The organism is Stenotrophomonas sp. 2694 (genome assembly GCF_040548715.1).
Lineage (GTDB): Bacteria > Pseudomonadota > Gammaproteobacteria > Xanthomonadales > Xanthomonadaceae > Stenotrophomonas > Stenotrophomonas indicatrix.
Genome location: NZ_JBEPSG010000003.1, coordinates 224,579 through 246,257 on the forward strand (window position 1 = coordinate 224,579; position 21,679 = coordinate 246,257).

The window sequence follows — 21,679 nt, forward strand, 5'->3', positions numbered from 1 at the left end:
GGAGGCTGGAAATGAAACTTTATAACATTTCGATTCCGCCAGCCATCCGATGACTGCAGCTCCCTCGACCTTAGACGGGGTAGCCGGTGGCTTCCCGGGCCTTCTTCCAGGCAATTTCAAACTCGCGCGCGCTGATCTCGTCGTCTTCGTCGAAGTCCATGAACGACACCGGCTGGTCGGCCAGCACGAAGCGGTCATCGCTCTGGCCGGTTTCATCGGCCCACACGACCTTGGCCCCGTAGATTTCCACCTGGCGCACGATCTTCTCGCCACGGGCTTCCATCAGCACGTTGCCCTTGCCCAGGCCCGATTCGGCCCAGTGCTTGTAGTACTTCTTCGTGTTGGATTTTGCGTTGTTCTTTGCGTATTTCATTGCGTGGGTCCTGGCCGCATGCGCGACCGGAAAGTTCGGAATGGCGCCATTATCAGGCATATGGGGGTCAGATCCCTTTCCTGTGGAGGGGGATCTGACCCCTGCTGACCTACTGCGGCAACGCCACACCCTTCGGCCACAGCAGCCACAGGTTGCCCTGCTGCTTCATGTCGCCGGCCAGCTTGCCGGCGGCATCGCCGCTGCCCCAGTACAGATCGGCACGTACCTCGCCGGCAATGGCGCCACCGGTGTCCTGCGCGGCCACCGGGCGTACCACCGGCGTGCCGTCCGGGCGCGTGGTGGACAGCCACAGCAGGCTGCCCAGCGGCACCACGGTGCGATCCACCGCCACGCTGTAGCCGGCGGTCAGCGGCACGTTCAACGAACCACGCGGACCTTCCGGGCTGTCCGCGCTGCGCACGAAGAACACGTAGCTGGGATTGCTGCGCAGCAGTTCCGGTACGCGCGTCGGATGTGCCTTCGCCCACGCGCGGATCGCGTCCATGGTGACGTCTTCCTTCTTCAGCTCGCCCTGCTCCACCAGCCAGCGGCCGATCGCGCGATAGGGATGGCCGTTCTGTTCGGCATAGGCCAGCCGCACCTGCTTGCCATCGGCCAGGCGCACCCGCCCCGAACCTTGGATCTGCAGCAGCTGCAGGTCCATCGGATCGGTCAGCCAGGCCAGCACCGGCGCCTTGGCCCCCTTGCTGGCGATGCTGCCGGCATCGTCGTAGGGCTTGAGCACCTTGCCCTCCACGCGACCGCGCAGGCGCTTGCCCTTCAGTTCGGGATAGACGCTGTCCAACTGCACCACCACCAGATCATCGGGTGTGCCGTACACCGGCACGGTGGCGGTGTCGGTACGGGTGAGGCTGCCCGGATAGATGGGCTCGTAATAGCCGGTGATCAGGCCGTCGGCGCGATGGCCGCCGGCGCGCAGGGAATAGACATCGAGATCGCGCTGCAGGAATGCGCGGATCGCGCTGGCGTCCTTGTCGGACACGGTGTTGGCGGTCGCGCAGGGCTTGGCCCAGGTCGCATCGTTCTTCAGGCGGGTGCAGCTGCTGCGCCAAGCGGCGAAGCCGGCCTGCAGGTCGGTATCGGATACGGCCGGGAGAGCCTTCCAGTCGACCTTGGCGTAGGTGGCGGCAGCGGGCTTGGCAGCGGCCGGCGCTTCAGGCCGGGTGCCCGTGGTGGCGCAGCCGGCAAGCAGGGCAACGGCCAAGAAAGTGAGGAGCGCGCGCGGCGACGTAACAGTGATCATCGTCGCAATGTAGTGGGGCCGATGGTGGCGCGGCAACCTTGGGTAGCGCCGGGCCATGCCCGGCGAGAAGCGGATCCCGCGCGGTGCGCTCGCCGGGCATGGCCCGGCGCTACCGGCTACGGGGTCTGCAGCAACAGCGAATGCAGGATGCGCGCGTCTTCGGCGTCGAGGGCTTTCGGCAGGGTGTCGCTGCCACGGAAACGGCGGTGGAACGCGGCGACGGCGGCCTCGCGGTTGTCCAGCGGATAACCAAAGCGCGCCAGCGCGGCCCATGCATCGAATCCTTCCGGCGCAGCACCATCGGCAGCGCGCGGCCACACGCCGAAACCGGCTTCGGCCAACTGTTGCCACGGGAAGAAGCGGCTGGGATCTTCCTTGCGCGTCGGTGCCAGGTCGGCGTGACCGATCACCTGCCGCGGCGGGATGTTCAGCCGGTCAGTGAGGTCGCGCAGCAGCACGATCAGCGCTTCGATCTGCGCGGGGCTGAAGGGCGTACGGCCGTCATTGTCCAGCTCGATGCCGATGGACGCGGAATTCAGATCGGTAATGGTGCCCCAGCGCCCGGAACCGGCGTGCCAGGCGCGGCGCTCATCGGCCACCAGCTGGTAGCGATGGCCATCGGCGCCGATCAGATAATGCGCACTGACCCGCCCGCCGCTGTTGGCGGTACGCAGCGTGTGCAGGCTCTGCTGCACCGATTTCTGCTCGGTGTGGTGGATGACGATGATGACCGGCGTGCGCGCGTTCTGGTTCGGCGACGGCACCCAGGTGGCAAGCGGGTTGCGGGTTTCCTGCGGCGTGGAGGCACAGGCGGCCAGCAGCAGGCAGGCCGAGAGCATCAGGGAAGTGCGGATCGGGTGCATGCCCCGATTGTGCGCGATAAGCCCGGACGATGCAGTAGAGCCACGCCATGCGTGGCTGGATCACCGACCGTGCCGACCAACGGTCGGCACCCACCAGAGCAGGAGTAGAGCCACGCCATGCGTGGCTGGGCCACCGACCGTGCCGACCAACGGTCGGCACCCACCAGAGCGGGAGTAGAGCCACGCCATGCGTGGCTGGGCCACCGACCGTGCCGACCAACGGTCGGCACCCACCAGAGCAGGAGTAGAGCCACGCCATGCGTGGCTGGGCCACCGACCGTGCCGATCAACGGTCGGCACCCTCCAGAGCAGGAGTAGTCCAGCGCAGGAGCAGTGCCAAGCAAGCTTGGCACCTACCAGAGCCAGTGCAGTGCCGATCAACGGTCGGCACCCACCACAGCAGGAGTAGTCCAGCGCAGGAGCAGTGCCAAGCAAGCTTGGCACCTACCAGAGCAGGTGCAGTGCCGACCAACGGTCGGCACCCACCATGTAGATGCATCAGGCCTCGTAGGCCGATTCACCATGCGAGGTCACATCCAGGCCGGTACGCTCGGCCTCCTCGGTGACCCGCAGGCCGACCACCACCTTGACCAGCAGCAGGATGGCTGCGGTCACCACGGCCGACCACAGCACGGTGAGGCCGACGCTGACCACCTGCACCCACACCTGGTGGCCGATATCCAGATCGGCCTTGGTGCCGCCCAGCGACTGCGCGCTGAAAACACCGGTGAGGATCGCACCGACGATGCCGCCCACGCCATGCACACCGAATACGTCGGCGGTGTCGTCCACCTTCAGCAGACGCTTGAGGCCGGTCACGCCCCACACGCAGACCACGCCGGCAACCAGGCCGATGACGATCGCGCCGAGCGGGCCGACGGTACCGCACGCCGGGGTGATGCCAACCAGGCCTGCCACCGCACCCGAGGCCGCGCCCAGTGCCGACGGCTTGCCCTTGCTGATCGCTTCCACCAGCGTCCAGCCCAGCACCGCTGCAGCGGTGGCCAGCACAGTGTTGAGGAAGGCCAGCGAGGCGACGGTGTCGGCGGCGGCGGCAGAACCGGCATTGAAGCCGAACCAGCCGACCCACAGCAGCATCGCGCCGATATAGGTGAACGGCACGTTGTGCGGCTTCAACGCGGTCTGCCCGTAGCCCAGCCGCTTGCCGACGAACCATGCAGCCACCAGACCGGCCACGCCGGCGTTGATGTGCACCACGGTGCCACCAGCGAAATCGATCGCGCCCAGTTCGCCCAGGTAGCCGCCGCCCCAGACGATGTGCGCCATCGGGATGTAGCTGAGGGTGAACCACAGCGCCGAGAACAGCAGCACCGCGCGGAACTTGATGCGCTCGGCGAAGGCACCGACGATCAGCGCGGTGGTGATGCCGGCGAAGGTCGACTGGAAGGCGACGAACAGGTAGTCCGGCAATCCCTTGATCGGCGTGTTGCCCACCGACTCCGGGGTGAAGCCCTTGAGGAAGGCGAATTCGGTGAACGAGCCGAAGAACGGATTGCCGGCGCTGAACACTGCGCTGTAGCCATAGGCCACCCACAACAGCAGCACCAGCGAGAACACCACCAGGATCTGGCTGAGCACCGACAGCACGTTCTTCGAACGCACCAGGCCGCCGTAGAACAGGGCCAGGCCCGGTACCACCATCAGCAGCACCAGCAGGGTGGAGGTGAGCATCCAGGCGACGTCGCCGTGGTCATAGGCGGGCGCGGCCACTGCTTCGGCAGCCGCAGGCGCAGCGGCCGTCGGGTCCTGCAAGGGCTCGACGGCCACGGCTTCGCTCTGCAGCGGCGTGACCTGGGCCTGGGCATGTGCACTGCCTGGCCAGACACCGGCGGCCAGCGCACTGAACAGCATCAGCAGGCACACCAGATGGAACCGGGCTTGCCACCCGGTGAAAAGGCGCATCTTCATGGGGGAGTCTCCGGAAGGGGGCTTACAGCGCGTCGGCGCCGATTTCGCCGGTGCGGATGCGGATGACCTGCTCGACAGCGGTCACGAAGATCTTGCCGTCGCCGATCTTGCCGGTGCCTGCAGACGACTGGATCGCTTCGATCACTGCGTCGGCACGTTCGTCGGTGACCACGGTTTCGATCTTGATCTTGGGCAGGAAGTCGACAACGTACTCGGCACCGCGATACAGCTCGGTGTGGCCCTTCTGGCGGCCGAAGCCTTTCACTTCGGTCACGGTGATGCCCGACACGCCGGCATCGGACAGGGCCTCGCGGACCTCGTCGAGCTTGAACGGTCGGATGATGGCGGAGATCAGTTTCATGCGCATGTCCCGATGGTGGATGGGGCCAGCGCGCGAACGCGCGATGGCATCAGGCAACCACGGGCCATCGTGGTGATGGCCGTGGCTGTTGCACCGGACACGAATCGGGCCGGGACAGCCGTGCCTCTCTCCTTGCACGGCCGACGCGGGAGGGAGGGCGGCCCATGTCGCGTGTCCGGTCTCTCTCTTGCCCCTGGATCTGCGGGCCAAGGGCCCGCGTTTCCAATGCAGCGGACCAACGGTCCGCTCTACCACGGCGGGCCGGAGCCCGCCCTGCGGCTCCCCAGCCGCAAAGACGGATGCGATGGCGGCGGGTGGGAGGGGTTACCCACCGCCATCGCAGCCGGTCAGCTGGCGTAGTACAGCTGGTATTCCAGCGGGTGGGTCGCCGCGCGGAACTTGGTCACTTCCTGCATCTTCAGCGCGATGTAACCGTCGATGAAGTCATCGCTCATCACGCCACCGGCCTTGAGGAACTCGCGGTCCTTGTCCAGCGCTTCCAGCGCCTGGTCCAGCGAGGAGCAGACCTGCGGGATCAGCTTCTCTTCTTCCGGCGGCAGGTCGTACAGATCCTTGTCGCTCGGTGCGCCCGGGTCGATCTGGTTCTTGATGCCGTCCAGGCCGGCCATCATCAGCGCGGTGAAGGTCAGGTAGCCCGACTGGATCGGATCGGGGAAGCGCATTTCAATGCGGCGCGCCTTCGGGTTGGACACCCACGGAATGCGGCACGAGGCCGAACGGTTGCGCGCCGAGTAGGCCAGCATCACCGGGGCTTCGTAGCCCGGCACCAGGCGCTTGTAGCTGTTGGTGCCCGAGTTGGCGAAGGCGTTGATGGCCTTGGCGTGCTTGAAGATGCCGCCGATGTACCACAGCGCCAGCTGGCTCAGGCCGCCGTAGCCGTCACCGGAGAACAGGTTGGTGCCGCCCTTGGACAGCGACTGGTGCACGTGCATTCCGCTGCCGTTGTCGCCGACGATCGGCTTGGGCATGAAGGTGACGGTCTTGCCGTTGCGGTGGGCGACGTTCTTGATGACGTACTTCATCCGCAGCAGTTCGTCGGCCTTCTGCACCAGGGTGCTGAACTTGGTGCCGATCTCGCACTGGCCGGCGGTGGCCACTTCGTGGTGCTGCACTTCCACTTCGATGCCGACCTGTTCCAGGGTCTTGCACATCTCCGCACGCAGGTCGTGCAGGGTGTCGGTCGGCGGAACGGGGAAGTAACCGCCCTTCACGCCCGGACGGTAGCCGCTGTTGGCGCCGTCGTACTTGGCGCCGCTGTTCCAGGCGGCTTCTTCCGAATCGACCTTGAAGAAGGTGTTGCCCATTTCATTGGCGAAGCGGACCGAATCGAAGATGAAGAATTCCGGCTCCGGGCCGAAGAACGCGGTTTCGGCGATGCCCGAGGACTTCAGGTAGGCCTCGGCGCGCTTGGCGATGCCGCGCGGGCAGCGGCCGTACGGCTGCATGGTGGCCGGGTCGAGGATGTCGCAGCTGATCACGATGGTCGGATCGGCATAGAACGGGTCGACGTAGGCGCTGGCGGTATCGGGCAGCAGCACCATGTCCGATTCGTTGATGCCCTTCCAGCCGGCGATCGAGCTGCCATCGAACATCTTGCCTTCTTCGAACAGCGACGGCTCGATGATGCTGACCGGGAAGGTGACGTGCTGCTCGACGCCACGCATGTCGACGAAACGCAGATCGACGAACTCGATCTGGTTGTCCTTGATCAGCTTCTCAACGTTTTCCACGGACATCGGTACGACCTCGGATGGGAATGAATGCCTGCTGAGGTACAGCAACGACCGTGCCAACTTTTCGGCCTTCACAAGTTGTTGATTTCAAAGCGCCTGCCCCAGCGCGGTGCAGACGCACATGCACCAAACGGGTGCGCGGATTACCGCACGCACCCGTTTGGTGCGGCATGGATCGTCTATTCTCTCGAGCTTCTTCCGCCGCCAGCGCCCGCACCGTCCATGTCCGACCTGCTCTCCGCCCTGCTGCTGGGCATCCTCGAAGGCTTGACCGAATTCCTGCCGATCTCCAGCACCGGCCACCTGCTGATCGCCCAGCACTGGCTGGGCGCGCGATCGGACTTCTTCAACATCATCATCCAGGCCGGTGCGATCCTGGCCGTGGTGCTGGTGTTCCGCCAGCGCCTGCTGCAGCTGGCCACCGGCTTCGGCCAGCGCGAGAACCGCGAGTACGTGTTCAAGCTCGGCGCGGCCTTCCTGGTAACCGCAGTAGTCGGCCTGGTGGTGCGCAAGGCCGGCTGGTCGCTGCCGGAAACCGTCAGCCCGGTGGCCTGGGCGCTGATCATCGGCGGCATCTGGATGCTGCTGGTGGAGGCTTATACCGCGCGCCTGCCCGATCGCGACCAGGTGACCTGGACGGTGGCCATCGGTGTTGGCCTGGCGCAGGTGCTGGCCGGCGTGTTCCCCGGTACCTCGCGCTCGGCCTCGGCGATCTTCCTGGCCATGCTGCTGGGCCTGAGCCGCCGCGCGGCCGCTGCCGAGTTCGTGTTCCTGGTCGGCATTCCCACCATGTTCGCCGCCAGCGCCTACACCTTCCTGGAACTGGCCAAGGAAGGGAACCTGGGCAGCGAGAACTGGACCGACGTTGGCGTGGCCTTCCTTGCCGCAGCCATCACCGGCTTCGTCGTAGTGAAGTGGTTGATGGGCTACATCAAGTCGCATCGCTTCACGGCGTTCGCGATTTACCGCATCGCCCTGGGCGCTGCATTGCTGCTGTGGTTGCCATCCGGCAGCTGAACAGCGCCGGGGCACGGCAACCCCGTTGCCGGCCCCGGTCCGTTTCCCCCTCGGTTCCCCAAGGAGAATCACCATGAACCGCAAGCTCACCCTGCTCCTCCCGCTGGCCCTGCTGGCCGCCTGCAGCCAGACCCCTGCCCCGGCCGGTACCGGCGGTGACGACCTGGCCCCGGCCGCGGCCAAGGCCGGCGACCAGAAGGCGCTGGCACACCTGGATGCGCAGCGCCTGCAGAGCCAGCACTGGCTGCTGCAGCAGGCCACCGCGGCCGATGGCAAGCGCATCGATGCGCTGTTCGCCCGCGAAGACAAGCCGGTCACCCTGGACTTCGTTGATGGCCGCCTGTCGGTCAGCAACACCTGCAACCGCATGGGCGGCGGTTACACCCTGGCCGATGGCAAGCTGAGCGTGAGCGCGATGGCCTCGACCATGATGGCCTGCACCGACAAAGCGCTGATGGCGCTGGACGAAGCCGTCTCCAGCCGTCTGCAGGGCGAACTGAAGGCCGAACAGGATGCCAACGGCGTGCTGACCCTGACCACCGCCAAGGGCGACGTGCTGGTGTTCAACCCGGAACCGACCGCTGAAACGCGCTATGGCGGCGCCGGCGAAACCGTGTTCCTGGAAGTGGCTGCGAAGACCGAGAAGTGCTCGCACCCGCTGATCCCGGATTACCAGTGCCTGCAGGTGCGCGAAGTGAAGTTCGACGACAAGGGCCTGAAGCAGGGCGAGCCGGGCAAGTTCGAGAACTTCTACGGCAACATCGAGGGTTACACCCACGAAGACGGCGTGCGCAACGTGGTGCGCGTGAAGCGCTACGAAGTGAAGAACCCGCCGGCCGATGCGCCGTCGCAGGCGTACGTGCTGGACATGGTGGTCGAGTCGGCCATCGAGAAGAAGTAATGCAGAAGGGCGGCCGCGAGGTCGCCCTTCTTCGTTGTGGGCAGGGCCGGCCGCTGGCCGGCGGCTGCACACAGCTCAGGCGACCTGCGGAACATGCCGGCCAGCGGCCGGCACTACCCACATGCATCAGGGAGATCGGCATGAAACGGACATACATGCTCGCACTGGCCTGGCTGGCCATTGGCATTGGCATTGGCATTGGCAGCAGTGCACGCGCCGCCAGCACACCCACCACCGACCAGCTTGAAGCCCATCCGTGGCAGCTCACGCGCGCCACCGACGCGCAGGGCAAGCGTATCGACGCGTTGTTCGTCAGGGGCCGGGCGCCGTACACGCTGCGCTTCCAGCCCGGCTACATGAGCGAGTTGAACCTGTGCAACCAGGCCAGCAGTCATTACCACCTGCAGGACGACCGGCTGATCCTGGAGAGCGGCATCCGGACCACCGCGCTGTGCATCAATCCCAAGGTGGATGCGCAGGAACGGCGAGCCGAAACGCTGTTTCACGGTCGCGATACCGCACCCACCCTCGCGTTGGACGACACCGGTGCATTGGTCGTGCGCAATGCCAAGGGCGAAGTGCTGGTGTTCAAACCCGCGCCGCAGCCGGCGAAATGAAGAGGGCGGCCACTGGCCGCCCTTCTTCGCTGGTGGGTAGATCCGGCCGCTGGCCGGCTGCCACGTACAGCGGATGCCGGCCAGCGGCCGGCACTACCCGAAGGCTGTTATCAGGCCAACGCCGGGTTCAACGTATAGGTGCCGTGCAGCGCCGCTTCGGCCAGTACGTTGCCGTGCATTGCACGGTACGCATCGGCGGCGGTGAAGCGTTCCGGCAACGACAGCGTGGCCACATCCAGCGCAAACACGCGGAAGAAGTAGCGGTGCACGCGCTCGTCGTTGAACGGCGGGTACGGGCCGTCGTAGCCGAGGTAATCACCGGCCATGTCCGGATTGCCGGCGAACCAGCCGGTGAAATCATTCAGGCCCTGGCGGCTGCCGGCCGGGCCGGCCGGCGCGGTCTTGCCCTTCACCACGAAACCATCGCTGCAGCTGCCAGCGGCGATCTCCTGCACCGAGGCCGGAATGTCGGCCATCACCCAGTGCACGAAATCGCAGCGCGGCTGATCGCGCGGCACGCTCATGTCATCGCGGCCGACCGTCTCCGGTACCGTTGGCACGTCCGGGTCCACGCACACCAGCAGGAACGAGCGGGTGCCATCGGGCACGCCGCTCCAGGCCAGGTGCGGGTTGCGGTCGGGGGCGAAGCCGGCGGCATCGCCGGCGGCGAACTCACGGTCGATCGGCGCACCGTTGACCAGGCTGTGACTGCTCAGTTGCATCAGATGCTCCTCACTCTTCCGGGTAACCCAAGCGCACCGCGACCGGGGTGAGCTGGGCGAACGCGGCGCCCATCACGTCGCGATACCTGCGCCAGTGGCCGGCAGGCAGGCGCGGTGCACCCAGCTGTGCAGCCGGCGGCATCGGACGCCCGAACACGCGGCCCAGCAGGTCGGCCATCGCATGCGCATCGTTGCCGATGTCGTCGATGCGCAGCAGCACGTGCGGATACAGGTCTTCCTCGTGCAGCGCGGCGATCTGGGTCAGCGAACGCACCAGCCACTGGCTGGCTTCGGCCATCGAGGTCATCGCCAGCGGAGCGGCGGCACCATAGGCGATCCAGTCCAGCAGCATGTCGCGCGGGTCGCGCAGCACCAGCAGCAGGCGACCCTGCGGCAGCTGCGGGCGCAATGCCCACAACAGCGCGTTGTCCCACCACAGCAGCCAGTCGATCACGGTGTCACTTTCCAGGCCGCGGGCGGGCAGGTGCTCGCGCCAACGCTCGACCAGGCGTTCCGGGCTCAGCACGCCCGACGCCAGGTCCTGCAGCGTGTTGTAGTTCTGGAAGGCATCGTCAGGTGGCGTGGCGGTGTAACGATCACTGCGCAGCACCGGGCTGGCAGCGGCCAGGCCGGTTGCCACCCGCTCCACGCCCGAACCCGGGGCGCCCCACAGGAAGATCGGCGCCGAGCCGCTGTCGCGCGTCGCTTCGTCGATGCTGGCCATCTCCGGCCAGCTCGGCGGTGCCTTGGCCTGCGGCGGCAACGGCAGCCGCTGCGAAGCCTGGTCGGTCTGCAGCGCCATCCACGTACGCAGCGCTTCTTCCGGCTGCCCGGCGCGATCATGGATCTCGCCCAGCCAGGTCCGCAGATCAGCGCGGTGTCCCTCCGGTGCCTGTGCGATCAGGGCCTGCACGCGCTCCACGGCGGCGGCCGGGTCACGCTGCAGCAGCCCCTCGACGCGACGGCTTTCACCGCTGACGCGGCCCGGTTCCAGGGTGGTGATGCGCTCGGCGATGGCTTCGCCCTGCTCATGCTCGCCGGCCATGTCATGCAGGCGCATGCGCGCTTCCAGCGCCGGCAGGTGGCCGGGCATCGCTGCCATCCAGCGCTCCACGACGGCTACGGCGCCGGCACTGCCGACGTCTTCCACGGCCAGTCGTGCCAGCCACAGGTCATGCAGCTGGTCATTGCTTTCCAGAGCGTCATCCAGGCGTGTGCGGGCTTCATCTTCGCGGCCCAGGCGCTGCCAGGACATCAGCAGCAGCTGCAGCACCTGGCGATCACCCTGCAGCGATTCCAGCAGCGGCAGCAGGTGCTCCAGCGCCTGCAGCGGCTGGCCACTGCGCAGTGCCAGTTCGCCGGCCAGGCGGCGCATCGGCGGCACGTCCAGCTCCGGCTCCTGCAGCGCCTGCTGCATTGCCTCGGCGGCGGCCTCCACGTTGCCCTGGCGCAAGGCCAGCTGCACCACCATGCCGTGCAGCGAGGACATCTTCGGGTTCAACGCCAGCACGCGACGGAACGCCTGCTCGGCAAACGCCAGCATATCCTTGCCCAGGTAGGCAAAGCCCAGTGCGTACAGCACGCGGGTATCGTCCGGCAGCGCCTGGCTGGCCGCCGACAGCAGGGCCAGCGCACGGTCGGCGTCGCCGCGGCGCAGCGCGACCATGCCATCGATGGTCAGCAGTTCCGGATGATCCGGCTCCAGCCGCGAGGCCAGGGTCGACAGCCGCTGGGCCTCGTCGAAATCGTTGCGGCCCACCGCCAGGTGCGCCTGCATCAGGTAGGCCGGGAAGGCGTTGGGGTCCAGCCCGGTGGTGCGCAGCAGGGCTTCATCGGCCCCGTCGAATTGGCGCAGTGCCAGCAGCAGGCCGGCGTGCTGCAGGTGCAGCTGCGCATCATCGGGGGCCAGCTGCAGCGCCTGCTGCAACGCCTCCATCGCGGCCTCGGCCTGGCCCTGCTGCTGCAGCGCAAGCGCCAGCCAGCGGTGGGCCTCGGCCTTGCCGGGTTCGTCACGGGTCCACGCCTGGGCCAGCTGCACGGCCTGGCCGGCATCGTTCTGGCGCAACGCTTGGAGGATCTGGTCTTGCATGGCCGTCCGGTTCAAGGTCAAACCGGCATTGTAGCGGGCCGCGCGCCGGTGCCGGTTCAGCCCGGCAGGACCCGCCGCAGGCGCTGTGCGACCCAGCGCTCGGAGAACCCATCGCCGCGCCAGTTTTCCAGGAAGCCACAGTGGCCGCCCCAGCAGGCGGTTTCCAGCCGCGCCTGCTGCGGCAGCTGCCAATCGCGGAAGGTCGCGTAGGGGATCACCGGATCGTCCTGCGCCATCAGGATGTCAGCAGGTACCTGCAGCGTGGACAGGCGGTCGCCGGCGATGGAGTAGCCATCGAAATAGGCCTGCAACGAACCGAACGTGGTGTGCCGCTCGACCAGCCAGGCGGTCAGCGAACGGATGTCCATGTTCAGCACACGGTCGTCGCAGTCGCTCAGTTCGGGGAACAGATCGCGCTTGCGCCGCAGCGAGCCGGCCCACTTGCGGCGGAAGTACCAGTCGTACATCGCCGGGCCGTTCTCGATGTTCTCCATGGTCAGCCCGGGGTCGAGCACCGGGCAGACCGCGGCCACGTGCTGCAGCGGTACACCGGCGGCCGGCGCGCGCAGGGCCAGCCGCAGCACGAAGTTGCCGCCCAGTGAATAGCCGGCTGCAACCAGCGGCAGATCGGGCCAGCGCTGGGCGACATCGCCTGCGGCATGCACCACTTCGTCGATGAGGTTGGAGTGGAAGATGCCGGGATTGAGATGATGGGTGTTGCCGTGGTCGCGGAAATTCAGCCGCACCACGTCGAACCCCTGCTCCAGCATGCGGGCAGCGGCCATGCGCATGTAGCTGGATTCGGCGCTGCCCTCCCAGCCATGCAGCAGCAATGCGATGCCGCGCGGTTCGCGCCCTTCGACATGGCTGTGCCAGCCCTGCAGGCGCACACCTTCGCCACCATCGAGGATCAGCTCCTCGCTGACCGCGCCGGTGGCGGCCAGCAGCAGCAGGCCGCGCTGCAGGCGCATGCGGCTGGAGCTGAGCATCGACTGCAGGTGCGGATTGCGCAGCCAGCGCGGCGGCTGATAGTCGGACGCGGTGAGCATCGGCGCATCAGCGTCGAGGGTCGGTGGCGGAGACACGGCCACCCTCGCCTCAATCCCCGCTCATGGCCGCCACGATGCGCGCGCGCGAGGTTTCCGCGATGCGCCGACGGCCTTCCAGGTCCTGGGTGCCGATCGGCTCCAGGAAATGCACTTCGGTATGCCGCGCCGGCTCACCGAGCAGGCGCAGGAAATTGGCGAAGAAACTCTCGCCCGGGCCGAAGGCCACGATGGTCTGTGCATCCCCGCGCACGCCGTAGATCAGCGCCACCGGCTGCACCGGCACGCTGGTTTCGACGGCGGCCTGGAAGATGCGCGCATGGAACGGGCCAACGTCGTGGCCGCCGCGGGTACGCCCTTCCGGGAACACGCCTACCGCCTTGCCGGCGCGCAGGCGGTCGGCCATCACCTGCATCACCCCACCGAGCGATTCGGTGTTGCCACGCTGGTGGAAAATGGTCTGGCCGCGCGCGGCAAGCCAACCGACCACCGGCCAGCTGGCGATCTCGCGCTTGGCGACAAAGCCCATCATGCGCTGGCTGTGCAGGATGGAGATATCGACCCAGCTGACATGGTTGGCGACGAACAGCACTGCGCCCGGCAGCGGCTGGCCGACGCGCGACAGGCGGAAGCCGAAGATCCACATCAGGCCGCCCTGCCACCAGTTCACTACCTTGGCGCCGAAGGTGGCATCGCCCACGCGCAGCTCGCCCCATGGCGGAAGCATGCCGATCAGGATCAGCGGCAGGAACACGGTGATGTGGACCAACAGCAGCGGTACGCGGTACAGGTAACGGCACACACGCGCCACGCCGCCGCGGGGGGCCGGAGTGGGGGAAGTCATCCACGCACGATACCGGAGGGCTGCCATCGCTGCCAGCCGAATTCGGCCATAAGTCTCATTGACGGCGGCCATCGGTGGGGAACGCTGGGTTCCGCCGCCGTCACCGATGCCGCGACGGCTCAACCGTGCCCGGCCGCCACCACGGCCAGGGTCAGCCGCGAGATGCAGACCAGCCGGCCCTGCTCGTCCTCGATGCGGATTTCCCACAGCTGGGTGCTGCGGCCCACGTGCACCGCGCGCGCGGTGCCGGTGACCGTACCCGAACGCACGGCGCGTACGTGGTTGGCGTTGATCTCCAGGCCCACGCAGACCTGCTTGGCGGTATCCACGCAGAGGTTGCCGGCGCTGCTGCCGAGGGTTTCGGCCAGCACCACCGAGGCGCCACCGTGCAGGATGCCGTACGGCTGGCGGGTGCGCTCATCCACCGGCATGGTCGCCTGCAGCCAGTCCTCGCCAGCGGCGCTGAAGACGATGCCGAGGGTATCGATGGCGGTATTGCGGCTGAGTGCGTTGAGCTGCTCGATGGAAACGGCTTCGCGGAATACCTGGGTCATGCGGCTACCTTCAGAGGATGGGAACGAGGCCGGCGCCGAATGCGGTCAGCATGCGCACCAGCAGCCACTTCGGCCCGACATTGACCTCGGGGAAGTCGCCCACCGCGACATAGCAACGGTGGAAATCGGCGCTCTGCCGCGGCAGTGGCTGCGGGCAGTCCGGGCCGGGCTTGAATTCGTAGTCGGTGGCGTAGCGCCACGGCCAGAAGTCGAGGATCGGCAGCGCCTCGGAGGCCTTGCCGACGCTGTAGTTCAGGCCGGACAGGACCGGCGGCTTGGCACGCGGCGCCACCGTCCAGGAGTTCTGCGGGTGGGTATCGCGCAGGATGCTCTGGGCCAGCTGCTCGGCGAAGGCCGGATCGTCGATGATCACCGCGCCTTCGGTGTTGTAGTTCTCGCTGCGCGGATCGAAGTTGTGGGTGCCGACCACGCCGATGCGGCGGTCGACCACCAGCGACTTGGCATGCAAGCCCATGCGCGCGCCCTTGCGGGTGACCGGCAGCGGCTTGTTGACCGCCTTGCTGCCCAGGAACGAGGGGCGCGTTTCGGTACGCAGCAGGCGGGTCTCGACTTCGCTGCCGGCAGCACGCCGGCGCGCACGGGCATTCTCATACGCACTGCCGGTACGCGGATGGATCACCCGCGCCGGCCGGTCGTCCACATCCGCAGCGGCCACCGCATCACCACCACTACCGCCACCGGCATTGCTGCCCGCCGCGCTGCCACCGAGCAGCGGATTGCGGCCGGTATCGCTGCCCGGCGCTGCGATCGGGTCGGGCAGCAGGTTGCGGTAGTCGACCGGGGCATCCAGCGGGAACGGCTTGAATTCGAAGATGTTGAAGCCCAGCTCGCGCATGTTGCGCCGCTTGTACTTGTAGGACAGCGCATACACGATCGGGTTGTCGGTGGCGGCCAGGCTGTTGCTGGATACCACCACGCGCGGCGGCTGCGGGCGCTTGCGCAGCTCGCGGAACAGTTTCTGTGCCGGCTTGGACAGCACCAGGTAGGGCGTCTGCAGGATCACTTCGTGCTGCGCACTGGAGATCAGTGCATCCAGCTGCGGCTCGGTGACATGCTGCCCGGCCAGTGGGGCGTCGGCGCGCTCACGCCGGTGCTTGCGCGGCAGATCGGCCACATAGCGCACCGAGGCAACCGGCAGGGCGGTATCCACGAACGAACGGGTGACGAAGGCGACGTCGTTGGCTTCCTCGCTGACCCGCTCCACCCGCTCGGGCCTGCGGAACTGTGCCGGCGGCAGCAGCGGCACGCCCTGCTTGAGCAGGGTACGGCCGACATCGTTCAGGCGCTCGGCCGGCACGCTGCGCTGCGCGCGCCAGAAGGCATCGAAGTTGGCCGCCATCGCGCGTGCTTCGGGGCCGGCGATCAGCACGTCACGGTCGCGGAAGTTGTATTCGCGGTCCCAGTCGTAATAGTCATCCTGGTAGTTGCGCCCACCGACCACGCCGATCGCATCGTCAACCACCAGCAGCTTGTTGTGCATGCGCTGGTTGAAGCGGCGGAAGCAGCACAGCACGCTGCCGGCATAGTCGAAGTAGTTCAGACGGGCCTTGCCGAAGGTCGGGTTGTAGACCCGCAGCTGGAAGTTCTCGTGGGCACCGGCCAGTGCGCCGAGGATCTGCAGGTCAGAGATCGCCGAAAGCTGGTCGATCAGCAGCCGCACCTTCACCCCGCGCCGCGACGCCGCCAGCAGCTCGTCGATGACCAGGCGGGCGCTGTCGTCCTTGTCGAAGATGTAGGTCTGCAGGTCGATGCTGCGGGTGGCGCTGCGCAGCAGGTTCAGGCGCGCGACCAGCGCACCTTCGCCCTCGTCCAGCAGGGTGGCGTAGTGCCGCGGCTGGTCCGGGGTCGATTCGCTGAACGCCCGGCCGGCCAGTGCCCGCAGGGGCGAATCCAGCGCGCAGCGGTCGGCCTGCTGGCAATCGACCTGGGTCGAGCGCGCCTGCACGGCAATCGCCTCGGCGCGATCACGCTGGGCATGCGACAGCGACGCGCAGCCGCTGCCCAGCAACACGGTTGCCAGCGCCAATACACGCAGCAAAGGATTCACGGTTTCGGCGCCTCGCTGAGGCGCGCACGCAATACGAAGGTCACTCGGTCACTCAAGGCAAGCTGCCAGCTGTCCATGCCATACCGACCTCGTTGCACGGTACCGCGGCTGACGACGTCGCAATCATAGCCGGGTCGGGCACATTCCGCCTTCTCGACCTTGAGCGTCTCCGGATGGCTGACCCCGCGCAGGGTCAACCGGCCGTCGATACCGCCGCCCTCGGCAACCGTCTCCGGCCAGTACGGCAGCGAGTCGAACTCCACGAACGGGTAACGGCCGGCATCGAAGAACTCGGGGCCGCGCATCCAGCCGGTATAGCGGTCCTTGCCGGGAATCTCCACGGTGCGGGTGAACATCTTCAGGTGGACCTGGTGGCGGCCATCGGACAGCACCTCGATACGCCCCTCGAAACGGGGGAACACGCCCTCGATGCGCTGGCCGAAGCGGGTGCGGACTTCGAAACCGATCTGCGAGCGCACCACATCCAGCTGCAGCGTACGCGGCGGTTCGGCCACGACCGCCGGCAGCGCGGTCGGTGGCGGTGCGGCAGCCCAGGCCGGGCCGATCGCCAGAACGACTGGCAGCAGACAGCGGCCCGGCAACGCCAACCTCATCGGCTCACGGCCACCAGAAGGCGTTCAGGCTGGCCACGCCCGGCTCGATCGTCGCCTCGCGGGCGAACCCGAGCACGGCCACGCCGCCCGGCGGCATGCCACGGTAATCACTGCTGGTGCCATCGGTCATCAGCGCCACCAGCTGCTCCAGCCCGGGGTTGTGGCCGACGATCAGCACCCGGTCCAGGTCACGGCGCTCGTCCACCAGCGCGGCCAGGGTGCCGGGGGTGGCCTCGTAGATGCGGTCTTCCAGGCGCTTTTCGACATAGCCGATGGCTGCCATCACCGCTTCCAGGGTTTCGCGGGTCCGCCGCGACGGTGAACACAGCACGCAGTCCGGCAGCAGGTTGTTCTCCTTCAGCCACTTGCCGGCGGCTTCGGCTTCAGCGAGCCCCACCGGCGACAACGGCCGGTCGAGGTCGGCCTGGCCGGTGGTGGCCGGTTCGGCGTGGGCGTGGCGGAGCAGGATCAGTTCGCGCATTGCGGGATTCCAATGAAGGGATGGAGACCTACGGCTGTTACAGCTTCAGCCAGGACAACAGGGGTTCCCAGTCGGCCTGGTGCTCGCGCACCTGGGCGGAGCGGTAATCGAAAAGACTGCGGCCCAGGCCGGTCATGACCACATAGCTCTGGCTGTCGCGCAGCTGGGCGACCACCGGATAAGGCCAGTCAGCCAGCATCTGCAGGGCCTGCTGCGAGGTCTGGGTCCAGGGCTTGGTGCGGTTCAGCACCAGCCCGACCGGCAGCTTGCGGCTGTGCACGCGCGGTACCTGGGCCAGGCTGTTGAGGAAGCCGACGATGGCTTCGATGTCCAGTGCCGAGGGCAGCACCGGCACCACCACGGCATCGGCAGCGTCGAGGAAATGCGGGATATCGTCGGCCAGCGCGCCGGCCGGTGCATCGATCACCACGGTATCGGTACCGTCGGGCAGCTTCTGCGCCCATTGCTTCTTGCGGTACACGTCGATCGGCAGCACCGCGCTTTCCAGCCCGGCCCGGCGCTGTGCCCAGCGGGTGCTGGAGCCCTGCGGGTCGGCATCGGCGATCACCGTGGCCTTGCCTTGCAATGCCGCGTACGCGGCCAGGTGGGTGGCGATGGTGGTCTTGCCCACCCCGCCCTTGGAACCGGCCACCAGGATCGTCTTCATGCCAGCCTCGCTTCCGGGTACGTGCCCCGAGCGTACACCGCCGATGGTGACGGAAGGTAGAGCCGTGCTGAACCAGTGCCCCCGGCCTTTGCTATCGTGGCGCCCCCGAAGGATCGAACCGCCATGAGCGAACTGCAGGACCTGAGCGCGCTGATCCGCGCCAACACGCCGTTGATCGTGGTCGAGACCCAGGATGAGGGTCGCATCGTCGAGCTGTTCCGGCAGACGCTGATGCATGTCTGGCGGGCCCTGCACCGCTGGTCGATCACCGAGGGCCTGCGTCGCATCGACCTGGAGCGCGAGGACGAGCCGGTCGGTCCGCCCGATGCCAGCGCCGCACTGCAGATGATCCGCCAAGCCGACCAGCGCGGCGTGTATCTGCTGCTCGATTTCCACCCCTACCTGGGCTACGCCAGCCACCAGCGTGCCCTGCGCGACCTGATCCAGCGCCGCCACAGCGAACCGCACGTGCTGGTGCTGATCGGCGCCAAGGTGGAACTGCCGGCCGAACTGGAAGCGCTGGCAGTGCGCTTCAACCCGCGCCTGCCCGACGCCAATGCACTGTTGAAGATGCTGCGCGAGGAAGCCGATGCCTATGCACGCGAACACGGAGGGCGCCGGGTGGAAGTGGACAGCGAAGCGGTCAAGAAGATCCTGAAGAACCTGCAGGGCCTGAGCCTGGTCGATGCGCGGCGCATCGCGCGGCAGCTGATCTATGCCGATGGCGCGCTGCGCGACGACGACCTGCCACAGTTGGCGCGGCTGAAGTTCGAGCTGCTCAACCGCAGCGGCCACCTGTTCTTTGAACATGACAGCGCGCGCTTCGGCGATGTGGCCGGCGCCAACCGGCTCAAGCGCTGGATCAACCAGCGTCGCGTCGCCTTCATCGCCGGCTCGGCACCGGCCGGGCTGGACCCGCCGCGCGGCATGCTGCTGCTGGGCGTGCAGGGCTGCGGTAAGTCGATGCTGGCCAAGGCCACCGCCGCCGGCTTCGGCGTGCCGCTGCTGCGCCTGGACGTGGGCGCGCTGTACAACAAGTACCACGGCGAGACCGAAGCCAACCTGCGCCAGGCACTGGCCTCGGCCGAGCAGCTGGCGCCGTGCGTGCTGTGGATGGATGAGATCGAAAAGGGCCTGGCCACCGGCACCGAGGATGGCGGCGTGTCGCGCCGCGTGCTCGGCTACCTGCTGACCTGGATGGCCGAGCGCAAGGCGCCGGTGTTCATCGTGGCCACCGCCAACCAGGTGCACGAGCTGCCGGCCGAGCTGCTGCGCAAGGGCCGCTTCGACGAGATCTTCTTCGTCGACCTGCCCTCGGCCGATGTGCGCGTGGAACTGCTGCGGCTGCACCTGGGACGGCGCCAGCTCAATGCCGACGACTTCGCGCTGCCGGCACTGGCCGCAGCGGCCAACGGGTTTTCCGGTGCGGAAATCGAGCAGGCGATCGTGGCCGGGCTGTATTCGGCGCATGCCGAAGGCCGGCCACTGGATACCGAGCTGCTGATGGGCGAGATCCGCACGACACGGCCGTTGTCGGTGCTGATGGCCGAGCAGGTGGCGGCATTGCGGGAGTGGGCGTCGGGGCGCACGGTGTCCGCGGACGACTGAGGGTCGCCGCCACCGCGTCCATCCACGCAGGGCGTGGATTCCCTGTCGGTCAGGGTGCGGTGTCTGGGCTCCAGCCAGCGGGCGGGGTCAGCGGCAGACCGTTTTCCTGCAACAGGCGGCTGATGGCTGCCGTCGTGCCTTCGCGCGCGGCGCGCTGCAGGTAGCCGGCGGGCAGCCCCCGCCGCCGCGCACTCAGCTGTTGCCACTGCAGCCAGTAAAGTGCGCGCTGGGCATCAGGATCGGCGGGCACCAGCCGCAGCGCCAGTTCCTGCAGACCCAGATCGCCACTGGCTGTCATCTGCGTGGCCAGCCTCCTGCACGTTGCGCTGTGCTGTGCCTGCCCGCACAGCGCAATGCCGGCGAAGTCCCACAAGGTGCGTTCCTCCAGCGACCCCAGCAGGGCGTCTTCGACGATCTGCCGCGGGCTGCGGCCCGCCTCCTCCAGCGGCGTGTCGGACAACGACACCCCTGCCAGCGCCTGCAGCTGCATCGCCAGCAGCCGCCGCGTCCCATCACCGAACGGTTGCCGTTCCGCGGCGGCGCGCAGCTGCTGTGTCGCCATGCCGACTTCTTCCAACCGCCAGGCCACCTGCACCGCCTGCCACGCGCCCTCGCCGTTGTCCTGATCATCCGCACGCTGCGCCTCCAGCAGTGACGGCAACAGCCCGGCACCTGTGGGCGCAGCCGTGGGCAAGCCAAGATTGCGACCGACGGGGTCACCGCAGGTGAGCGTGCCCTGGCACAGCCGCAACAGGCGGTGGCGGTGGAAGCGGTGCGCTGGCGCGGCCTGCCAGGCGTCCAGGAAAACCGGCGTGAGTGCATCGGCATCGGTCAGGCGCTGGCCGCCGGCCTGTACGCCCAATGCCAGCGACAACTCGGCCCCCTGCCAGCGCTCGGCCGGGACATCGCTGGCCTGCAGGGCGGCGATGCGGGTGACGACCGGCTGCAGCCAGTCCGGCACGGACCGGTCCTGAGCATTCAGTCCCCCTGGCAGCAGCAGCGACAGGAACAACAGCAAGGTAGCGCGTTGGCGCATCCGGAGCTCATGGCAGCGAAGGGCCAACCATTGTAGGCCCCCTTGCACGCCGCCAGCGGCCGGCCGCTGTCAGGGCCAGGCTGGAGGTGCGGCCGCCCAGGCCTGCTGTACTTCACCCAGCGTGGCACGCTCGTCGTCGCGCCATTGCGGCAACAGCTGCGCGTAATGACTGCTGTCGCGCCATTGCCCCGGCTCGGTCCGTACGGCGGCGGCATACCACTTCACCGCCTCCTGCTGCTGGCCGGCCCGCCACAGCGCCAACGCATAGCTCGGCGGTACCCAGCCCGGATTGCTGCGCAGGGTGCTGGCAGCGGCCTGCCACTGTTCCAGCGCGGCCAGCGCCTGGCCCTGCCGCAACAGGTCCCAGCCATAGTTCCAGCGTACGCTGCGGCCCAGCGCGCTCTGCACCGGCGCCTCGGCCAGTGCCTCGCGATAGAGCTTGTCGCCCAGTTCCGCGCGCCCCTGCGCGATGGCCACCGACGCCAGCTGCGCCGTGGCTTCCAGCCCCTTGCGGCCACGCTCGCGATGCTTCAGCAGCTGTGCCACCAGGTCTTCGCCTTCACCCTGCACCACCGTGATCGGCGCGGCAGCGGCGTCGCTGTCGAAATAGAACTCCTGCGGTGCCGGCAATGCCGGCGCGGCCCACACAGTGGCCGCTCCCGAAACCAGCAACACGCCGGCCAGGAACTGTCCTGCAACTGACATCCCAATTCCCCCAAGGTTGAAACACCAACCCTCCCTCTCTCTCCCCGATCCTAACCCCAGCACGGCCCCGGCGCGAGTGCCGGGGGCCCTGGCCCCCCACTGTTACAATTCGCGCCTTTCCCGCCGCGTGCACCTGCGCGGCCGGTGCCAGCCGATCCTGACAGGC

General features: G+C 67.7%; 21 protein-coding genes. 4 read left to right on the forward strand and 17 right to left on the reverse strand.

Going from position 1 to position 21,679, the window contains the following annotated elements; translation table 11 throughout:
• Nucleotides 1-70: 70 nt before the first annotated feature.
• The 6 genes from ABIA73_RS05990 to glnA form a co-directional block, all read right to left on the reverse strand.
• Nucleotides 71-373: a hypothetical protein gene (locus tag ABIA73_RS05990; protein WP_033832709.1), complete on the reverse strand. Its 303-nt coding sequence runs from the start codon at nt 371-373 to the stop codon at nt 71-73.
• A 109-nt stretch (nt 374-482) separates the two neighbouring features.
• Nucleotides 483-1,637: a murein transglycosylase A gene (mltA, locus tag ABIA73_RS05995; protein WP_080150278.1), complete on the reverse strand. Its 1,155-nt coding sequence runs from the start codon at nt 1,635-1,637 to the stop codon at nt 483-485.
• A gap of 116 nt (nt 1,638-1,753) precedes the next feature.
• A complete protein-coding gene (locus ABIA73_RS06000) occupies nt 1,754-2,500 on the reverse strand; it encodes an N-acetylmuramoyl-L-alanine amidase (RefSeq protein ID WP_354275540.1) in 747 nt (248 codons plus the stop codon).
• Between the two features lie 498 nt (nt 2,501-2,998).
• A complete protein-coding gene (locus ABIA73_RS06005) occupies nt 2,999-4,429 on the reverse strand; it encodes an ammonium transporter (RefSeq protein WP_025875965.1) in 1,431 nt (476 codons plus the stop codon).
• Nucleotides 4,430-4,451: 22 nt separating this feature from the next.
• Nucleotides 4,452-4,790 (reverse strand): P-II family nitrogen regulator, encoded by a 339-nt coding sequence (locus tag ABIA73_RS06010; RefSeq protein ID WP_004134334.1) that lies wholly within the window; start codon nt 4,788-4,790, stop codon nt 4,452-4,454.
• 347 nt (nt 4,791-5,137) lie between these two features.
• Nucleotides 5,138-6,547, reverse strand: a complete 1,410-nt coding sequence (glnA, locus tag ABIA73_RS06015; RefSeq protein WP_059063220.1) for a type I glutamate--ammonia ligase — start codon at nt 6,545-6,547, stop codon at nt 5,138-5,140.
• A 219-nt stretch (nt 6,548-6,766) separates the two neighbouring features.
• Between glnA and ABIA73_RS06020 the strand changes: the two genes are divergently transcribed.
• The 3 genes from ABIA73_RS06020 to ABIA73_RS06030 all read left to right on the forward strand — a co-directional run bounded on the left by ABIA73_RS06020 (nt 6,767) and on the right by ABIA73_RS06030 (nt 9,079).
• Nucleotides 6,767-7,561 carry an undecaprenyl-diphosphate phosphatase gene (locus ABIA73_RS06020; RefSeq protein ID WP_033832703.1) on the forward strand — a complete coding sequence of 265 codons (795 nt, stop codon included), beginning with the start codon at nt 6,767-6,769 and terminating at the stop codon, nt 7,559-7,561.
• A gap of 73 nt (nt 7,562-7,634) precedes the next feature.
• Nucleotides 7,635-8,462 (forward strand): META and DUF4377 domain-containing protein, encoded by an 828-nt coding sequence (locus tag ABIA73_RS06025; RefSeq protein ID WP_025875974.1) that lies wholly within the window; start codon nt 7,635-7,637, stop codon nt 8,460-8,462.
• Entirely contained in the window at nt 8,462-9,079 is a 618-nt protein-coding gene (locus tag ABIA73_RS06030) for an META domain-containing protein (protein WP_354275541.1), read from the forward strand. The genes ABIA73_RS06025 and ABIA73_RS06030 overlap by 1 nt, the downstream gene beginning before the upstream one ends.
• A gap of 110 nt (nt 9,080-9,189) precedes the next feature.
• Here ABIA73_RS06030 and ABIA73_RS06035 read toward each other — a convergent pair whose 3' ends face one another.
• The 9 genes from ABIA73_RS06035 to ABIA73_RS06075 all read right to left on the reverse strand — a co-directional run bounded on the left by ABIA73_RS06035 (nt 9,190) and on the right by ABIA73_RS06075 (nt 18,164).
• Nucleotides 9,190-9,801 (reverse strand): YbhB/YbcL family Raf kinase inhibitor-like protein, encoded by a 612-nt coding sequence (locus ABIA73_RS06035; protein WP_354275542.1) that lies wholly within the window; start codon nt 9,799-9,801, stop codon nt 9,190-9,192.
• Nucleotides 9,802-9,811: 10 nt separating this feature from the next.
• The gene (locus tag ABIA73_RS06040; RefSeq protein WP_134831807.1) at nt 9,812-11,890 is read right to left on the reverse strand and encodes a tetratricopeptide repeat protein; all 2,079 of its coding nucleotides are present in this window, start codon (nt 11,888-11,890) and stop codon (nt 9,812-9,814) included.
• A 56-nt stretch (nt 11,891-11,946) separates the two neighbouring features.
• A complete protein-coding gene (locus tag ABIA73_RS06045; RefSeq protein WP_025875982.1) occupies nt 11,947-12,981 on the reverse strand; it encodes a YheT family hydrolase in 1,035 nt (344 codons plus the stop codon).
• Nucleotides 12,982-12,988: 7 nt separating this feature from the next.
• Nucleotides 12,989-13,780 carry a lysophospholipid acyltransferase family protein gene (locus tag ABIA73_RS06050; protein WP_025875984.1) on the reverse strand — a complete coding sequence of 264 codons (792 nt, stop codon included), beginning with the start codon at nt 13,778-13,780 and terminating at the stop codon, nt 12,989-12,991.
• A gap of 119 nt (nt 13,781-13,899) precedes the next feature.
• Nucleotides 13,900-14,334 carry a hotdog fold thioesterase gene (locus tag ABIA73_RS06055; RefSeq protein ID WP_025875986.1) on the reverse strand — a complete coding sequence of 145 codons (435 nt, stop codon included), beginning with the start codon at nt 14,332-14,334 and terminating at the stop codon, nt 13,900-13,902.
• Nucleotides 14,335-14,344: 10 nt separating this feature from the next.
• Entirely contained in the window at nt 14,345-16,402 is a 2,058-nt protein-coding gene (locus ABIA73_RS06060) for a phospholipase D family protein (protein ID WP_025875988.1), read from the reverse strand.
• Nucleotides 16,399-17,016 carry a YceI family protein gene (locus ABIA73_RS06065; RefSeq protein ID WP_025875990.1) on the reverse strand — a complete coding sequence of 206 codons (618 nt, stop codon included), beginning with the start codon at nt 17,014-17,016 and terminating at the stop codon, nt 16,399-16,401. Before ABIA73_RS06065 ends, ABIA73_RS06060 begins: the two co-directional genes overlap by 4 nt.
• A 4-nt stretch (nt 17,017-17,020) precedes the next feature.
• Entirely contained in the window at nt 17,021-17,497 is a 477-nt protein-coding gene (locus ABIA73_RS06070) for a SixA phosphatase family protein (RefSeq protein ID WP_032977995.1), read from the reverse strand.
• Between the two features lie 37 nt (nt 17,498-17,534).
• Nucleotides 17,535-18,164, reverse strand: a complete 630-nt coding sequence (locus ABIA73_RS06075; protein WP_025875994.1) for a ParA family protein — start codon at nt 18,162-18,164, stop codon at nt 17,535-17,537.
• A 123-nt stretch (nt 18,165-18,287) separates the two neighbouring features.
• Between ABIA73_RS06075 and ABIA73_RS06080 the strand changes: the two genes are divergently transcribed.
• Nucleotides 18,288-19,772: an AAA family ATPase gene (locus tag ABIA73_RS06080; protein WP_025875996.1), complete on the forward strand. Its 1,485-nt coding sequence runs from the start codon at nt 18,288-18,290 to the stop codon at nt 19,770-19,772.
• A 49-nt stretch (nt 19,773-19,821) separates the two neighbouring features.
• Here the strand turns inward: ABIA73_RS06080 and ABIA73_RS06085 are convergent, their stop codons facing one another.
• On the reverse strand, nt 19,822-20,808 hold the full coding sequence (locus ABIA73_RS06085; RefSeq protein ID WP_354275543.1) for a hypothetical protein: 987 nt from the start codon (nt 20,806-20,808) through the stop codon (nt 19,822-19,824).
• A gap of 69 nt (nt 20,809-20,877) precedes the next feature.
• On the reverse strand, nt 20,878-21,513 hold the full coding sequence (locus tag ABIA73_RS06090; protein ID WP_025875998.1) for a tetratricopeptide repeat protein: 636 nt from the start codon (nt 21,511-21,513) through the stop codon (nt 20,878-20,880).
• Nucleotides 21,514-21,679: the final 166 nt, after the last annotated feature.

Coding starts and splice junctions, on each gene's coding strand:
- ABIA73_RS05990 (WP_033832709.1), bottom strand. CDS start 373: ATGAAATACGCAAAGAACAACGCAAAATCCAACACGAAGAAGTACTAC.
- mltA (WP_080150278.1), bottom strand. CDS start 1,637: ATGATCACTGTTACGTCGCCGCGCGCGCTCCTCACTTTCTTGGCCGTT.
- ABIA73_RS06000 (WP_354275540.1), bottom strand. CDS start 2,500: ATGCACCCGATCCGCACTTCCCTGATGCTCTCGGCCTGCCTGCTGCTG.
- ABIA73_RS06005 (WP_025875965.1), bottom strand. CDS start 4,429: ATGAAGATGCGCCTTTTCACCGGGTGGCAAGCCCGGTTCCATCTGGTG.
- ABIA73_RS06010 (WP_004134334.1), bottom strand. CDS start 4,790: ATGAAACTGATCTCCGCCATCATCCGACCGTTCAAGCTCGACGAGGTC.
- glnA (WP_059063220.1), bottom strand. CDS start 6,547: ATGTCCGTGGAAAACGTTGAGAAGCTGATCAAGGACAACCAGATCGAG.
- ABIA73_RS06020 (WP_033832703.1), top strand. CDS start 6,767: ATGTCCGACCTGCTCTCCGCCCTGCTGCTGGGCATCCTCGAAGGCTTG.
- ABIA73_RS06025 (WP_025875974.1), top strand. CDS start 7,635: ATGAACCGCAAGCTCACCCTGCTCCTCCCGCTGGCCCTGCTGGCCGCC.
- ABIA73_RS06030 (WP_354275541.1), top strand. CDS start 8,462: ATGCAGAAGGGCGGCCGCGAGGTCGCCCTTCTTCGTTGTGGGCAGGGC.
- ABIA73_RS06035 (WP_354275542.1), bottom strand. CDS start 9,801: ATGCAACTGAGCAGTCACAGCCTGGTCAACGGTGCGCCGATCGACCGT.
- ABIA73_RS06040 (WP_134831807.1), bottom strand. CDS start 11,890: ATGCAAGACCAGATCCTCCAAGCGTTGCGCCAGAACGATGCCGGCCAG.
- ABIA73_RS06050 (WP_025875984.1), bottom strand. CDS start 13,780: ATGACTTCCCCCACTCCGGCCCCCCGCGGCGGCGTGGCGCGTGTGTGC.
- ABIA73_RS06055 (WP_025875986.1), bottom strand. CDS start 14,334: ATGACCCAGGTATTCCGCGAAGCCGTTTCCATCGAGCAGCTCAACGCA.
- ABIA73_RS06065 (WP_025875990.1), bottom strand. CDS start 17,016: ATGAGGTTGGCGTTGCCGGGCCGCTGTCTGCTGCCAGTCGTTCTGGCG.
- ABIA73_RS06070 (WP_032977995.1), bottom strand. CDS start 17,497: ATGCGCGAACTGATCCTGCTCCGCCACGCCCACGCCGAACCGGCCACC.
- ABIA73_RS06075 (WP_025875994.1), bottom strand. CDS start 18,164: ATGAAGACGATCCTGGTGGCCGGTTCCAAGGGCGGGGTGGGCAAGACC.
- ABIA73_RS06080 (WP_025875996.1), top strand. CDS start 18,288: ATGAGCGAACTGCAGGACCTGAGCGCGCTGATCCGCGCCAACACGCCG.
- ABIA73_RS06085 (WP_354275543.1), bottom strand. CDS start 20,808: ATGCGCCAACGCGCTACCTTGCTGTTGTTCCTGTCGCTGCTGCTGCCA.
- ABIA73_RS06090 (WP_025875998.1), bottom strand. CDS start 21,513: ATGTCAGTTGCAGGACAGTTCCTGGCCGGCGTGTTGCTGGTTTCGGGA.